Origin of the sequence: Mycobacterium sp. DL, assembly GCF_039729195.1 — a bacterium.
Classification (GTDB): Bacteria; Actinomycetota; Actinomycetes; order Mycobacteriales; family Mycobacteriaceae; genus Mycobacterium; species Mycobacterium hippocampi_A.
The window spans coordinates 3,613,209-3,627,370 of sequence record NZ_CP155796.1 but is presented as its reverse complement, the minus strand read 5'-3'; the positions used below and the strand labels follow the sequence as shown (position 1 = coordinate 3,627,370).

The window sequence follows — 14,162 nt, the reverse complement described above, 5'->3', positions numbered from 1 at the left end:
CGGCTACCTCGCTTGGTGGGGGACCCCGGTGAGGACGATCTCCGTTGCCCGCCGGGGCATTTCGGACAGGATCGGGAAGGCGGCGGCACGCCGGGGGATCCGCACGTGTTTGCGGCCCTTGCGCACGGCCTCGACCACCTTCTCGGACACCGTCTCGCGGGGCACCTTGACCAACATGCGTGTCCGGTACAGCCGCTCAAAGGATTTGGCGGTCGGCTCGAACGCGTCGGCCTTGGCGAGCAGATCGGTGGGGATCGGGCCGAGTTCGACCAGGGTGGTGCCGATGGGCAACCCGCGCAGGTCGGCGCGCAGACCCGCCGTGAAGTGAGACAGTGCCGCCTTCGACGCGCAGTAGGTGGCAAGCCCGGGGAACACCGAGCACCCGGCCATCGACGACACGTTGACGATATGCCCGCCGCCCCGACGAAGCATGCGCGGGACGGCCTGGCGGCACAGTTCGGCGGGGGCGAGATAGTTCACCTCGGTGACCCGGCGCAGCTCATCGTCGGGCGCATCGACAAAGCCGGCCGTGCTCTCGATCCCGGCGTTGTTGACCAGCACATCCACCGGTCCGACTTCATCCTCGATGCGCGATATCAGGCCTGCGACCTGCGTCGGATCGGCCAGGTCGGCCGCGTGCGCGGAGCCGCCCAGTTCGGCCGCGAGCGCTTCTATGGCGGATTGGGTTCGGGCGACGAGCGCCACGTTGGCACCGGCGCCTGCAAAGCCGTGCGCGAGCGCCTCGCCGATCCCTCGCGATGCCCCGGTGATCAGGACTCTTTTTCCCCGCAGTTCCATCATCGGATAGTACGCACCCGGGTGCGCACCCGAAGCGTGCACAGTGAACACTTTCGCCGATTTGTCTAGCGTTCGGGCGACGAGGGTGCGACTCTAGGAGCTGACAGAAAGGGCCTTCATGGCTGTCGAGCAACACGTCACCTATTGCCGGATCTGCGAAGCGCTGTGCGGCATGATCGCCACCGTCGAGGACGGTCGTCTGCAGTCCCTGCGACCCGACCCCGACAATCCGCTGTCGCGGGGCAGGGCGTGCCCCAAAGGTATTGCGTTCTCCGAGATCCAGAACGATCCCGACCGGGTGCTCTCTCCACTTCGCCGTCGCCCGGACGGCACCTTCGACGAGGTCAGCTGGGATGAGGCCCTCGACGACATCGCGGGCCGTCTCACGCGCATCGTCGCCGAGCACGGCGGCAGCGCAGTCGGCCAGTACTTCGGCAACCCCATCGCCTTCGGCTACGCCACCGGTCTGTGGTCGGGCATCTTCCTCACCCGACTGGGTGGCCACCACCAGTACTCGTCGGGTTCCCAGGACATCAACTCGCGTTTCGTCGCGAGCAAGTTGCTCTACGGTGCGGCGAGCCAGATCCCGTTCCCGGACCTGCCGCGCACCGACTTCCTGTTCATGCTGGGCGCCAATCCGCTGGTCTCCCACGGAAGTGCCGTGCGCACGCCACGCATCAAGGACGACCTCGCTGCCATCACGCGCCGCGGCGGGCGCGTGGTGGTGGTCGATCCGCGGCGCACCGAGACGGCCCGCGTCTACGAGCACCTGCCGGTGCGCCCGGACTCCGACGCATGGCTGCTGTTGTCCATGCTCTGCGTGATCTTCGCCGAAGACCTCGCTGACACCACCGCACTGGCCGAGCAGACGACCGGGTGGCGGGCATTGCGCGAGATCGTGTTGCGCTACCCGCCTGAAGACACCCGCAACCGCACGGGCGTCGAGGCCGACGTGGTGCGCAGCCTGGCCCGGGATTTCGCCGCGGCACCCAGCGCGGTGGCCTACGGCCGCACCGGCGCCTGTCTGGGCAGGCACGGCACGCTGGTCAGCTTCCTGCTCGACGCCCTGAGCATCGTCACCGGCAATCTCGACCGAGCCGGCGGAATGTTGTTCTCCCAGGCGGTGATTCCGTTGGAGGACATGGGGGAGAAGGCAGGCAGATTGACCTATGACACCGCACGATCGCGCGTCGGCGACCTGCCCGAGGTGATCAGCACCTACCCGGCAGCGCTGATCGCCGAAGAGATCCTCACCCCGGGGGATGGCCAGTTGCGCGCACTGTTCGTCACCGCGGGCAACCCGGTGCTCACCGTGCCCAACGGCCCGATGCTGGAGAAGGCTCTCGACGAACTCGATCTGCTGGTCTCGCTGGATCTGTATGTCAACGAAACCAACCGTCGCGCCGACTACGTGCTTCCCGCCGCGACGTTCCTCGAGCGTTACGACGTTCCGTACAGCTTCGCCAACTGCTCCCCGACGGTGTTCATCCAGGCCGCCGAGCCGGTGCTCACGCCGTACGGGCAGGCGCGAAACGAATGGGAGGTCTTCGACGAGTTGGCCCGCCGGATGGGCCTGTCGTTGTTCGCCACGGGCGCGCTGGAACGCTTCAACGGCGTGCTCAGCTGGCTGGATCGACGTGGAATCGGGCGGCTCACACCTCGGCGTGTGGTCGAACTGCTGATGAGGATCGGGCCCTACGGCGATCGATTCGGGCTGCGGCGCAAGGGCATCAATCCTCGGCGTCTGCGGGACAACCCGCATGGCATCGTCCTGGCCGAACACGCCCGCACCGGCATCCGCGCCGACGTCGTCAGACAGCCCGACGGCTTGGTCGTGCTGGCGCCGAAGGAGATCCTGCAGGAAGTGGCCGGTCTCGGCGAGCGGCATCCCGACAATCCGGACTTCCCGCTGATGGCGATCGGCATGCGTGAGATGCGTTCGCAGAACTCGTGGATGCACAACAGCCCGACGCTGATGAAGGGCGATCGCCGTCACCGCGCCAGGGTCAATCCCATCGACGCGGCAGCTGCGAACCTGTCGGACGGTGCCGCCGTGCGGATCACGTCGCCGCACGGGGCGATCGAGACCGAGGTGCGGATCACCGACGAGATGGCACCGGGCACCGTGGCCATTCCGCACGGGTGGGGGCATCAGGGTGGCTGGCAGTTGGCGAACCGCTCCGGTGGTGCCAACGTCAACGAGTTGACGTCGAACGCGCCGGCCGACCTCGAGCGCCTCGCCGGGATGTCGGTGCTCAACGGAATCGCCGTGCGGATCGAAGCGATCGAGAACGTGGTCAGTCGGTGAGTGCAATCCTGACGGCGGTGGCCAGTTCGCCGTTGTCGCGTGGCTGCTCGAACACCACACTGGCATTGCGCCCCTTGGCATTCAGGCTCGCGATGGTATTGCCGAACAGCGGCCCGCTGAGGTTGCGCCACGACATGGGCAGCGCAGGGGAGCCGTGGCGACGGGCCCAGCGGCGGGTCATCCGAGCCACCCGGGGCGACCACCCGAGCTTGAATGCGGGTTTCACGTAGCTGGGAACGTAGTTGTGCACCGGCGAGCACACCAGCTGATACACGCGGGCGGTCGGCGTGCCGGGGAAGTCGGCGCGCGCGGCGTAGCTGTGGTGCACATCGCCGGACAGCACCGACACTGTTGCAGGCCCGCGCGTGGGTTGGGTGGCTGCTTTGACGATCAAGTTGCTCAGCCGCAGGAACGAGTTCATGAACGCCGGCCAGTGCTCCAGGTCGGCTGCCTGGCGGATCTTCTCGCCGATCTTGCCCCGTGCCCCGCCTCGGTTGGCGGAGATCTCGTTGACTGTCTGCAGATCGCCGAGGACGGGAGGTAGCAACCAGGGCAGCGATGAGCCGATGACGAGGTGGTCCAGTGACTCCAGATTGTCATTGACCTGGTCTTCCAGCCAGCGGAACTCGCGGTCGCCCAGCATCTTTCGATCACCGCTGTCGAGAATCCGGGCGTTGCGCGAGTCGACCACGATGAGACGGCTGCGGCCCAGATCCCAGCGGTAACTGAACCGCAGGCCCTTGTCGCCGTCGACCTCGGTGTCGGCGCGGTCAGCCAGCTCGATCAGATGTGGCCAGCAATCGCCGTCGGTGGCCAGCACCTTCTGGTAGTCCTCGTCCTCGGCGAGCTCGTCGGGGCTCAGATTGCCGAGGTGTTGGTACACCCAGTAGGAACCGAGTCCGGCCCGAATGCGATCCCGCCACCATGGTTTGGCGTTGACCTCGGCACGCCAGGCCGCGGAGGTGTTCCAGTCGTCGCGGATGTCGTGGTCGTCGAAGATCATCGCGGTGGGCAGAGTCGACAGGATCCAGCGGATCTCCGGGTCGCCCCAGGTGTGCCGGTAGAGACCCTCGTACTCGGTGAAGGTCACGACTTCGTCGGGCGGGCGTTTGCCGGAGGAGCGGCGCCCGGCGAGGTGGCGGCGTGCCTCGGGGGTCAGTTCGTCGGCGTACACCTGATCGCCGAGCAGCAGCAGGGCGTCCGGCCACTCTTCGGCAGGCATCGCGGTCAACCGGGTGGCGTAGCAGTCGAGGGCGTCGAGTCCGAGCTTGTCGTCGATCGCGGCGTCGCCGGTCTTCGGGTAGCGGCAGGACCCGAAGATGATCCTCAGTCGGTCGGCGGTGTCGGGGCCGCGGGTTCTGATCACACTCGGAGGGAACTGCGAATCGGGTTCGGGCCAGACCTGTGTGCCGTCGACGCGGACCTGGTATTCGATCGTCGAGTCCGGCGCGAGTCCCGTCACCGGTACCAGCGCGTAGTGGTGGCCCTGCACTTCGAAGGTCCTGGTGGCGCAGTTGAGCACCTCGACCTCGGCGGGGGCGTCCGTCTGTACCCACACCATCGCGGTCGTCTCACCGACGTGGCGCAGGATGGGGCCGAGAAGAAGAGGCACCGGCCCAGAGTAGAGGTTGTGTGTCCGGCAACGGATTTCAGGCTCGACCGAGCCTCCTGTTGATCGTATCCGTCGTAGAAGCCTCGGGAGTTTGCTACGGGGTGGTAAATTTCCGTGCTACGGCGGTCTGCTCGACGTGCCGCGATCCGAATGGATCAACCATGGGGGGTCGATGTGGCCACGCGCAGGCTCTACGCCGGTGTAGTCCTGATCGGCATCGCGGTGAGCCTGGCGGTCGGTCCGGGCGTCGCGGCCGCAACTCCGTCCGATTCGTCATCGTCTTCTGACTCCCCGACTTCTGACTCCCCGTCTTCTGAGTCGTCACCGTCTTCTGACTCATCTCAGCCCTCGGTCAGCCCCAAGAGGGACGGCGCAGGGGCCTCCGCCGGCGTCGCTGACACCGACGCCACACGCGAACCCGACGACGAGGCCGGCGAGACCGACGAGACCAGCGAGACCGGTGACGTCGACGAGATCGAGCAATCCGACGAGTCCGACACAGCCGCCGTCGCGACTCCCACCGACAGCGCGGGGGCCGGGTCGACCCGCGAACCGCGGAAATCCCCGGAGCCGGTGACGTCCGACGAGCAGCCGGCCGCCGAGGAGCCCAACGGCGCCGTCGAGCACACGTGGAGCGGTCCAGCTGCGACGGGCGAGTCCCACGAGGTGGTGCCGGCTGCCCCGACGCCGCAGCCGGTCATGAGGGAACTCGCGATGCCGGCACTTGCGGACAGTGCCCCGACGCTGCGCACCCTCGTCGCCGCGCGACCGGTGACCGTCGACACCATCGTGACCGATGTACTCACCTGGGTCGGGCTCGCGCGACTGGCCGACGGTTTGCCGGTGCCCGCGACGCCGGTGTCGGCGCTCGTGCAATCCCTCTGGCTCGCGGTCCGTCAGAGCCAGTACATCCTGAACAACCAGCGGCCCACCGCTGAGGCGACGACCTCCGGGCCGGGGCCCGACGGTGTGGTCACCGGCAGCCTCAACGCCGTCGACTACGACGACACCGCACTCACCTACACCGTCGCCGCGGCGCCGGAACACGGCACCGTGGTCGTCGACGCGTTCGGTCACTTCACCTACACCCCAGATGCCGAGACCGCCCTTCGCGGCGATCGATTCACGATCGTCATCGACGACTCCGTCGGCAACCCCTTCCACGTCCACGGATTGCTCGGCCTTCTCGGCGTCACCGGCCCCACCCGGGTGACCATCGTCGTCGACGCGCCGTCACCTTCTCGGATCGACGATCTGGCGACCCTCGACCTCGTCGAGGTGCTGTCGCGCGACGGTGTGGAGGTGACCACCGACTCCCGAGGTGGGGTGGCTGTCATCAGCGGACGCTTCACCGACCGGGTGGTGACCACGGCCGCCGACGCCGCAGCGGTGATGAACGCCGTCGCCCCCACGCTGGGCGCCGCCCTGGGTTTCGTCGACGCGGCGGCCATCACCGCCACCCGCGCGGGGGTCGGAAACAGCCTCGAGAAGTTCTACCGCTTCGGCGAAAGCATCGGCGGAATCCAGGTTCTCGGCAGCGATGTCGTCCTGGTGACCGACGCCGATGGCGCTGTCACCGGTCTGTTCAACAACTACCGCGGGCTGGCCGAGGGATTCGACGTGACCCCCGCCGACACGGTTGACGAAGATTCCGAGATCCGCCTCATCGCCGGTACCGCCTACCTCGGCTCGGGTGCTTACGGCGACACCCTTGAAACCTTGCTCACTCGAAGCACATTCACCAGCGAGCTCGTCGTCCACGCTCTCGACGACCTGGTAGCGCCCAGCTTGGCGTGGCGGGTGGTGCTGCAGCTTCCGGACACCGGGGACATGACGCCGTCCGGGACGACCTACCTGATCCACGCCGACGGGATCAACGCGGGCGACGTCATCGTCTCCCTCACGAACGGGCAGGACGCCGCTGTGGTCAGTGTGGCCACCGATTGGCTCGGTGAGCAGCGCAGCATCACCGTCGAATCCAACCGGGTGTTCTTCTTCACGAATCTCACGATGTCGGACAGCACCCGGAACATCACGACCTACCGGACGTCGTACTCGTTCTTCGGTCTCGGTGGACCGGTGCTGCCCGGGACGGCGGTCAAACGCAGCTGGTTCACCTGGGACAAAGGCGCGGTGTCCGCACATGCCAACACCGCGGTCGTCTACGACTACTTCGAGGACGTGCTCGGCCGGACATCGTTCGACGGTGCGGGTGCGCTCATCGAGGTCAGCATCCGCTACAACCCGCGCACGTCGGTGGGCGGCTACGCCAACGCGTTCTGGGATCCCACCCGCCAGCAGTTCGGCTACGGGGACAGTGGATACCTGCAGGCGGCGCTCGACGTGGTCGGACACGAGTTCACGCACGCAGTGGTGAGTTACGTTGTCGGCGACGGCGGATCGGTGCTCGACTACGGCGAGCCCGGCGCGCTCAACGAAGCGTATGCCGACATCCTCGGCGCCCTGATCGAAGGAAAGGCCGGTGCCGACCGGTGGCGCTTCGGTGAGGACTCCGACTACGGGGTCGTGCGCAATCTCGCCGACCCCAGGTCGGTGACCACCGCGTACGGGCCCTACCGCGACCACTACGCCACTCGCTACACCGGGTCGGGCGACGACGGCGGCGAACACGTCAACAGCACCATCTTCGGCCACGCGGCCTATCGGATGATGACGGCCGCTGCCACCAGCGGTGTCTCCGACGAAACCTGGGCCCGGGTGTTCTACCACTCCCTGTACCGGCTGAGCCCCGGCGCGGTGTTCACCGACGGTCGCGCCGCGGTGCTCAGCGCCGCGACGGCGCTCGGGTTCACCGGCCCGCAACTCGGCGCGATCGCCGACGCGTTCGATTCCGTCGGAATCCTCGGCGCTGCAGCCTCATTCGGTATCGCAGCCTGACTGATCCACCAGCACGGAGGCATCCGGCCGGTCGCCGAAGGGCTACGCTGAAGCCATTCGTCGACGATGTCCAGTCGTGAAAAGCTAGCCTGTCGCTCGTGCCGCCCATCCCCGATCCCGAGCATTCGATGCGCCGCGTGCTGGCGCTGTCCGCTCCGATCGGGATGGCGTTCATCCCGCTGGGAATGGCGCTGGGTTTTCTTGTCGTGCACGCGGGACTGGACTGGTGGTGGGCGCCGGTGTTCGCGGCGGTCATCTACGCCGGGTCGCTGGAGTTCCTGATGGTGCATCTCGCCGCGACGGCGGCCCCGGTGGCGGGAGTCGCGCTGACGACGTTTGTCGTCAACTCCCGGCACGTGTTCTATGCGCTGTCGTTTCCGTTGCAACGCGTCAAAGGCGTGGCGGCGAAGCTGTACAGCACCTACACACTGTCCGACGAGGCGTATGCCGTCGGTGTGAGCCCGGCGGCGGCCACCTGGACCACTCGTCCGATCCTGTTCATGCAACTGTGCTTTCACCTGCTGTGGGTCACCGGCGCCGGCTTGGGCGGGCTGGTCGGCGAGGCGCTGCCGATCGAACGGCTCGAGGGCCTGGATTTTGCGCTGACCGCGCTGTTCATCGTGTTGGCGATCGATGCCTACCGGCAGCGCCCGGACCGGCTCACCGCAGTGGTCGCGGCCCTGTGTGCCGTTGCAGCGTGGCTGTTGTTCCCCGGGCAGATGCTGGTGTGTGCGTTCGCCGGATTCGCCGCGGCGCTGATGCTGCGGCTGTGGGTGCAGCGCAGGGCTGAACATGCCTGACAACGGTTACATCCTGCTGCTCGTGGTGGTGAGCGCCGCGGTGACGTGGGCGCTGAGGGCGCTGCCGTTCGCCGCGCTGGCGCCGATGCGCGACAGTGCCGTCGTCAAGTACCTCAGCGTGCACATGCCCGTCGGGGTCATGCTGATCTTGGCGATCTACACGCTGCAGACGGTGGCGGGTGAGACGGCTCGGCAGATGTGGTGGCTGGCGATCGCCGTGGGGCTGACCGCGGGCCTACACCTGTGCGGGCCAATGCGTTGCTCAGCATCCTGATCGGTACCACGTGTTATGTGACGTTGATGTCCGTGTGGGGCTGATCAACACGGTGCCTGCAGATAGGCGACCAGCGCATTGGTCAGACCTCGCCGCGCGACTTCGAGATCGGCATAGGAACCGAGCTGCCGCTCGGACACGAGGCCGCGCATCGCGCCGGGGATGAGGGCGGCGACCTCACGGACCCGTTCGGGGTCGACGTCGAGGCCGGCAAATGCGTTGCGACAGGTCTGCAGCCACGACTGACCCCACGAATAGAGTTCGGCGGCGGTCTGGGGATACAACCGCTCCAGCTCGCCGTGATCGCGGGGGAGGGCGGCGCGCAGGTTCTCGATCGCGCGCGAATCCGGCTCTGCCAGGCCGTGATACAAGACATCGATGATTCCCGCGACGCGGTCGCGAAGAGGCGCGGACTCGTCGACCGTGGAGAAGATCTCGGCGCGGCGTTCCGCGGTGCGATGCAGCACCGCGGCCCAGAAGCCGTCGGCGTCCCCGAACTGGTACTGCACCGCGCCCCAGGTGGCGCCGATGTCCTTGGCGATCCGATTGGCCGACACCGATCCGGGGTCACCGGAGGCGAGCGAGCGCAGCGCTGCTTCGAGCATGTTCTCGCGGGTCGCCTGACCGCGCCGGTTGGTGCGGCGGGCGGGCATCCCGGTCGTCGCACGTACCTCGGTCATCCCGCGAGGATAGCTTGGTTTCGTAGAACCCACTATGCTTCTTTCATTGAAGGCTCTACTATTCGAAACCGAAGCGATGCGAAGGGATTGTTGATGGCCAAGCCGCCCCTGTCGATGAAGCCGACCGGATGGTTTCAGGTCGCCTGGTCCGACGAGGTCGCCGTCGGTGACGTCCACACGATGAAGTACTTCGGTCAGGAGATGATCGCCTGGCGCGCCGAGTCGGGTGAGCTCACGGTCATGAACGCCTACTGCGAACACCTCGGCGCCCACCTCGGTTACGGCGGCACCGTCAAGGGGGAGGTGCTGCAGTGCCCGTTCCACGGATGGCAGTGGAATCACCAGGGGCGCAATGTGTGCATCCCCTACGAGGACCGACCGAATCGCGGTCGGCGCATCAAGACCTATCCGGTCGTCGAGCGCAACGAGTCGGTGTACATCTGGCACGACATCGACAATCGAGAGCCGTTCTTCGAAGCACCTGACATCTTCACCGACTTCGGTGACGCCGGCACCGCCGCGGATTACTATCCGCAACAACGACTTTTCCGACAGGGTCTCGAGATGCACCCGCAGTACGTGTTGGAGAACGGCGTGGACTTCGCCCACTTCAAGTACGTCCACGACACTCCGATCGTGCCGGTGTTCACCCGCCACGACTTCGACGACCCGGTCTCCTACGTGGATTTCACGATCACCTTCGAGGGTGACGACGGGCAGAAGATCGAAGACGTCAACAGCGGTGTCGAAGCGATCAACGGCGGTCTGGGCATCGCGGTGACCAAGAGTTGGGGGATGATCGACAACCGCACCATCTCCGCGATCACCCCCGTCGACGATGCCACCTCCGATGTGCGGTTCATGGTCTACATCGGACGGCCGACAGGACCATCGGCCACCCGCGACCCGGTGCGCGCCGAGGCCAAGGCCACGGACTTCGGCGCGGAGGTCATCCGGCAGTTCAGCCAGGACATCCACATCTGGGCCCATCAGCGCTACTCCGACCCACCGGCGCTCGCCAGTTCCGAGTTGGAGGGATTCACCGCGATCCGCAAGTGGGCGATGAAGTTCTATCCCGACGGCAAGGGCGGAAGCGCCGCCGAACTCGCTGCAGCCGAAACCAATTGAACTTTCGAAGAAAGGCATTCCATGACCGACCACATCAAGGTATTCCAGGTGGCCACCGGCAACGTCGGCTCGGAGATGATCAAACGGATCGCCACCCAACCGGACCTCGAGCTCGTCGGCGTGCACTGCTACTCGCCGGACAAGGTCGGCAGGGACACCGGCGAACTGGTCGGATTGCCGGCCAACGGCGTCATTGCCACCGGCACGATCGACGAGATCATCGCGGCTCGACCTGACGTCGTGACCTTTCATGGTGTGTTCCCCGACGAGGACCTCTACGTGCGGGTCCTCGAGGCGGGGATCAACATCGTGACCACGGCAGACTGGATCACCGGCTGGCATCGCGACCGCAACCATCCGCACCACTCCGGCAAGCCCGTGACCCAGTTGCTTCAAGAGGCCTGTGAGAAGGGCGGTTCGACGTTCTACGGGACCGGGATGAACCCCGGCGTGAACCAGATTCTGGGAGTGGTGTGCTCCGCAGACGTCGCCGACATCGAGAACATCACCACGATCGAGTCGGTTGATGTCTCCTGCCACCACTCCAAGGACACCTGGATCGAGGTGGGTTACGGCCAGCCCGTGGATGATCCGGAGATTCCGGGCAAACTGGAGAAATACACCCGGGTGTTCGCCGACAGCGTGCTGATGATGGCCGACTGCTTCGACCTCGTGCTCGACGAGGTCAAGTTCAGCTACGAACTCGGCGCGTGCACCAAGGATGTCGACCTGGGCTGGTACAAGTTGCCGAAGGGCTCGCTGGGCGGCAATTACATCAAATACCAGGGCATCGTCGACGGTGTGCCGCGCGTCGAGACCCACCTCGAGTGGCAGATGACACCGCACACTGATCCCAGCTGGGATATCAAAGGCTGCTACATCACTCAGATCAAGGGTGACCCGAATATCTACAACAAGCACATGATCTTCCCGAAGCCGGGGGTTGATCTGTCCGATCCCGCCAGTTTCGCCTCGATCGGCATGACGGTCACCGGAATGCCGGCGCTGAACTCGATCAAGTCGGTCGTGGCGGCACGGCCAGGCCTGCTTACCAGCGCCGACCTGCCCCTCCGGGGATTCGCAGGACGCTTCAATCTCTAGCCGTCGTTGACACTAGCCGTCGTTGACACTGCCCCCACGGCGGCAACGTGCGAGTAGCCGTCGCCGTGGGTGCAGTCTCAGCGTTGCGCGGCGCTGAGAAGGTCCTCGACCGCAACAAACTTCACGCGGGGTCGTGACGATGCGGTGCCGCGGTCGCGCTCGGTGGTGTCGATGGCTCGCCAGCCGCTCCAATCCACCGGTGTGATCCCGCGCCCGGCCATCAACGCGCGCAGGGACTCTCGTCCAGCGACCGTCCGCTCGAGGAGGCCCTCGTCGAAATCGGCGAGCAGCTGGGCGACCGTCTCCTCGGCGCAGGATCGATTGGTGCCGATCACGCCCTGCGGACCGCGCTTGATCCACCCGGTGACGTACACCCCCGCGAGGTGTTGTCCGGCCGCATCGGTCACCCGGCCGCGGTCGTGGGGCACCGTACCCGTGGCGTGATCGAAGGGGAGATCGGGAAGCGGCACCGCGCGATAGCCGATGGAGCGCAGCACCAACGACGTCTCGATCACCTCGGTGTCCTCGCCGCGGCGCACCGCCAGCGCAGTCACCCGGTCGCTGCCCTCGACGGCCACCGGTGAACAGTGAAAGCGGAACACCACACGCTTGTTTCCCGGTGTCGGCTCCCGTTGTGCGTACTCACGGGCGATCTCCAACTTCGTGGCCGTCTCGAAGTCGTCGTCGGGATCCGGCTGCAGGTCCGCATCAGGAGCATCGATAATGACGTCGACGCCGGGCAGGTGACCCAGGGCCAGGAACTCCCCGACGGAGAACGCCGCGGCCCGTGGGCCCCGCCGGGCGAGGATCACGATCTCCTCGATCGAGCTGTGCGACAACACTTCCAGTGCGTGTTCGGCGATGTCGGTGCCTGCCAGTTCCTCAGGCGCCATCAGGAGCATCCGTGCTACGTCGAGTGCGACGTTTCCATTGCCGACGATCACCGCGCGGCGATCGGACAGGTCGAACCGGTGCTGGGCGTGGTCGGGGTGACCGTTGTACCAGCCGACGACGTCGGACGCCGGGTGGCTGCCCGGCAGGTCCTCACCGGGGATGCCGAGGTCGCGACTGGTCGACGAACCGACCGCGTAGATGACCGCATGGTGATGGTCCAGCAGATCCTGATGGCTCAGATGGGTGCCGATCTCGACGTTGAGATGGCATCCGAATCGCTTGTCGGCCAACGCGGAACTGAAGAGATTGACCACCGATTTGGTGTGTTGATGGTCGGGTGCGACGCCGGCACGGATCAGGCCGAACGGGGTGGGCAGTCGCTCGAACAGATCGACCTCCACGCCGTCGATGGCCACGAGTTCGGCTGCGGCGTAACACGCGGCCGGGCCCGCGCCGACGACGGCCACCCGCAGTGACCCACTCGCCACCGGGGCGTGCTGCTTGGTCGGCGGTGTCGAATCCGATTCCAGCGGATGGTGTTCGAAGTAGGCGGCGTTGAGTTCCCGGAACCGCTCCAGATGCGGCGGCAGATCCTCTTCGTAGTGGATTGCGTCAACAGGACATTCGTCCATGCAGGCGCCGCAGTCGATGCATGCCTCCGGGTCGATGTAGAGCATCTCGGTACCGCTGAACTCGCCGGGGCCGCCGGCCGGCCGAATGCAGTCCACCGGGCACACCGGCACACAACTGGCGTCCTTGCAACAGTTCTGGGTGATCACGTAGGTCATGACGTGCCCTCGCGGAGGCCCAGGCCGTCGAGTTTTCCTGCGAGTCGTTCGACGTAGCGGGCGACGTCGTCGGGGTTGCGGTCGGGTAGGCCGAAGAGGACTTCGGTGACGCCGAGGTCTTTCCAGCTGAGCAGTTTGTCGGGGTCGGGTTTGAAGTCGAGCGCGACGATGGTGGGGGTGCCGTCGCGGTCGGCGGCGGCCCAGGTGTCCTGCAGGAGTTTGACGGGTTCGTCGATGGTGATGTCGCGGGGGGTGGTGATCCAGCCGTCGGCGGATTTGGCGATCCACTTGAAGTTCTTTTCGGTGCCGGCGGCGCCGACGAGGACCGGGATGTGGGTCTGGATGGGTTTGGGCCAGGCCCAGGAGGGGCCGAAGTCGACGAACTCGCCGTGGTATTCGGCTTCTTCGTGGGTCCACAGGGCGCGCATGGCTTCGAGGTATTCGCGCAGCATGGTGCGCCGCCGGGCGGGGGGCACGTTGTGGTCGGCGAGTTCGTCGGTGTTCCAGCCGTAGCCCACGCCCAGTGAGACCCGTCCGCCGGAGAGGTGGTCGAGGGTGGCGATGGATTTGGCCAGGGTGATGGGGTCGTGTTCGACGGGCAGGGCCACCGCGGTGGACAGTCGCACGCGGGTGGTGACCGCGGCGGCGGTGCCCAGCGAGACCCAGGGGTCCAGGGTGCGCATGTAGCGGTCATCGGGCAGGGTCTCGTCGCCGGTGGTGGGGTGGGCGGCGTCGCGTTTGATGGGGATGTGGGTGTGTTCGGGGACGTAGAACGTGGTGAAGCCGTGCTCGTCGGCCAGTGTGGCCGCCGCGGCCGGGGTGATCCCACGATCAGAGGTGAACAACACCAAACCAAAGTCGAGGCCGACGTGTGCGCTGTC

10 protein-coding genes and 1 pseudogene are annotated in these 14,162 nt (G+C 66.4%); 6 read left to right on the top strand and 5 right to left on the bottom strand.

The window, feature by feature from the left end:
• Nucleotides 1-3: 3 nt before the first annotated feature.
• A complete protein-coding gene (locus tag ABDC78_RS17260; protein ID WP_178359930.1) occupies nt 4-798 on the bottom strand; it encodes an SDR family NAD(P)-dependent oxidoreductase in 795 nt (264 codons plus the stop codon).
• Nucleotides 799-916: 118 nt separating this feature from the next.
• Here ABDC78_RS17260 and ABDC78_RS17255 point away from each other — a divergent pair, with 118 nt between their 5' ends.
• Complete coding sequence (locus ABDC78_RS17255) at nt 917-3,106, top strand: molybdopterin-dependent oxidoreductase (RefSeq protein WP_178359931.1); 2,190 nt, start codon at nt 917-919, stop codon at nt 3,104-3,106.
• Here ABDC78_RS17255 and ABDC78_RS17250 read toward each other — a convergent pair.
• Nucleotides 3,096-4,718 (bottom strand): alkaline phosphatase D family protein, encoded by a 1,623-nt coding sequence (locus tag ABDC78_RS17250; RefSeq protein ID WP_347133115.1) that lies wholly within the window; start codon nt 4,716-4,718, stop codon nt 3,096-3,098. The two genes, ABDC78_RS17255 and ABDC78_RS17250, sit on opposite strands and share 11 nt — an antisense overlap.
• 150 nt (nt 4,719-4,868) lie before the next feature.
• Here ABDC78_RS17250 and ABDC78_RS17245 point away from each other — a divergent pair, with 150 nt between their 5' ends.
• From ABDC78_RS17245 to ABDC78_RS17235, 3 genes and pseudogenes are all read left to right on the top strand, one after another.
• The gene (locus ABDC78_RS17245) at nt 4,869-7,616 is read left to right on the top strand and encodes a M4 family metallopeptidase (protein ID WP_178359932.1); all 2,748 of its coding nucleotides are present in this window, start codon (nt 4,869-4,871) and stop codon (nt 7,614-7,616) included.
• A 98-nt stretch (nt 7,617-7,714) separates the two neighbouring features.
• Nucleotides 7,715-8,416 (top strand): AzlC family ABC transporter permease, encoded by a 702-nt coding sequence (locus ABDC78_RS17240; protein ID WP_347133114.1) that lies wholly within the window; start codon nt 7,715-7,717, stop codon nt 8,414-8,416.
• Nucleotides 8,409-8,734: pseudogene (locus tag ABDC78_RS17235) on the top strand (AzlD domain-containing protein). Before ABDC78_RS17240 ends, ABDC78_RS17235 begins: the two are co-directional and overlap by 8 nt.
• Here the strand turns inward: ABDC78_RS17235 and ABDC78_RS17230 are convergent.
• Nucleotides 8,735-9,370: a TetR/AcrR family transcriptional regulator gene (locus ABDC78_RS17230; RefSeq protein WP_178359933.1), complete on the bottom strand. Its 636-nt coding sequence runs from the start codon at nt 9,368-9,370 to the stop codon at nt 8,735-8,737. It abuts the pseudogene before it with no gap.
• Between the two features lie 93 nt (nt 9,371-9,463).
• Here ABDC78_RS17230 and ABDC78_RS17225 point away from each other — a divergent pair, with 93 nt between their 5' ends.
• Together ABDC78_RS17225 and ABDC78_RS17220 are read left to right on the top strand one after the other, a co-directional pair.
• Nucleotides 9,464-10,498, top strand: a complete 1,035-nt coding sequence (locus tag ABDC78_RS17225) for a Rieske 2Fe-2S domain-containing protein (protein ID WP_178359934.1) — start codon at nt 9,464-9,466, stop codon at nt 10,496-10,498.
• A 21-nt stretch (nt 10,499-10,519) separates the two neighbouring features.
• Nucleotides 10,520-11,599: a dihydrodipicolinate reductase gene (locus tag ABDC78_RS17220; protein ID WP_178359935.1), complete on the top strand. Its 1,080-nt coding sequence runs from the start codon at nt 10,520-10,522 to the stop codon at nt 11,597-11,599.
• 77 nt (nt 11,600-11,676) lie between these two features.
• On the opposite strand, the gene ABDC78_RS17215 is transcribed toward ABDC78_RS17220, so the two are convergent.
• Both ABDC78_RS17215 and ABDC78_RS17210 read right to left on the bottom strand, forming a co-directional pair.
• Nucleotides 11,677-13,281 (bottom strand): FAD-dependent oxidoreductase, encoded by a 1,605-nt coding sequence (locus ABDC78_RS17215; protein WP_178359936.1) that lies wholly within the window; start codon nt 13,279-13,281, stop codon nt 11,677-11,679.
• A complete protein-coding gene (locus ABDC78_RS17210) occupies nt 13,278-14,132 on the bottom strand; it encodes an LLM class F420-dependent oxidoreductase (protein WP_178360301.1) in 855 nt (284 codons plus the stop codon). Before ABDC78_RS17210 ends, ABDC78_RS17215 begins: the two co-directional genes overlap by 4 nt.
• Nucleotides 14,133-14,162: the final 30 nt, after the last annotated feature.

What these genes read in the sequence shown, in the direction of transcription:
- ABDC78_RS17260 (WP_178359930.1), bottom strand. Translation starts at nt 798, where the DNA reads ATGGAACTGCGGGGAAAAAGAGTCCTGATCACCGGGGCATCGCGAGGG.
- ABDC78_RS17255 (WP_178359931.1), top strand. Translation starts at nt 917, where the DNA reads ATGGCTGTCGAGCAACACGTCACCTATTGCCGGATCTGCGAAGCGCTG.
- ABDC78_RS17245 (WP_178359932.1), top strand. Translation starts at nt 4,869, where the DNA reads ATGGATCAACCATGGGGGGTCGATGTGGCCACGCGCAGGCTCTACGCC.
- ABDC78_RS17230 (WP_178359933.1), bottom strand. Translation starts at nt 9,370, where the DNA reads ATGACCGAGGTACGTGCGACGACCGGGATGCCCGCCCGCCGCACCAAC.
- ABDC78_RS17225 (WP_178359934.1), top strand. Translation starts at nt 9,464, where the DNA reads ATGGCCAAGCCGCCCCTGTCGATGAAGCCGACCGGATGGTTTCAGGTC.
- ABDC78_RS17220 (WP_178359935.1), top strand. Translation starts at nt 10,520, where the DNA reads ATGACCGACCACATCAAGGTATTCCAGGTGGCCACCGGCAACGTCGGC.
- ABDC78_RS17215 (WP_178359936.1), bottom strand. Translation starts at nt 13,281, where the DNA reads ATGACCTACGTGATCACCCAGAACTGTTGCAAGGACGCCAGTTGTGTG.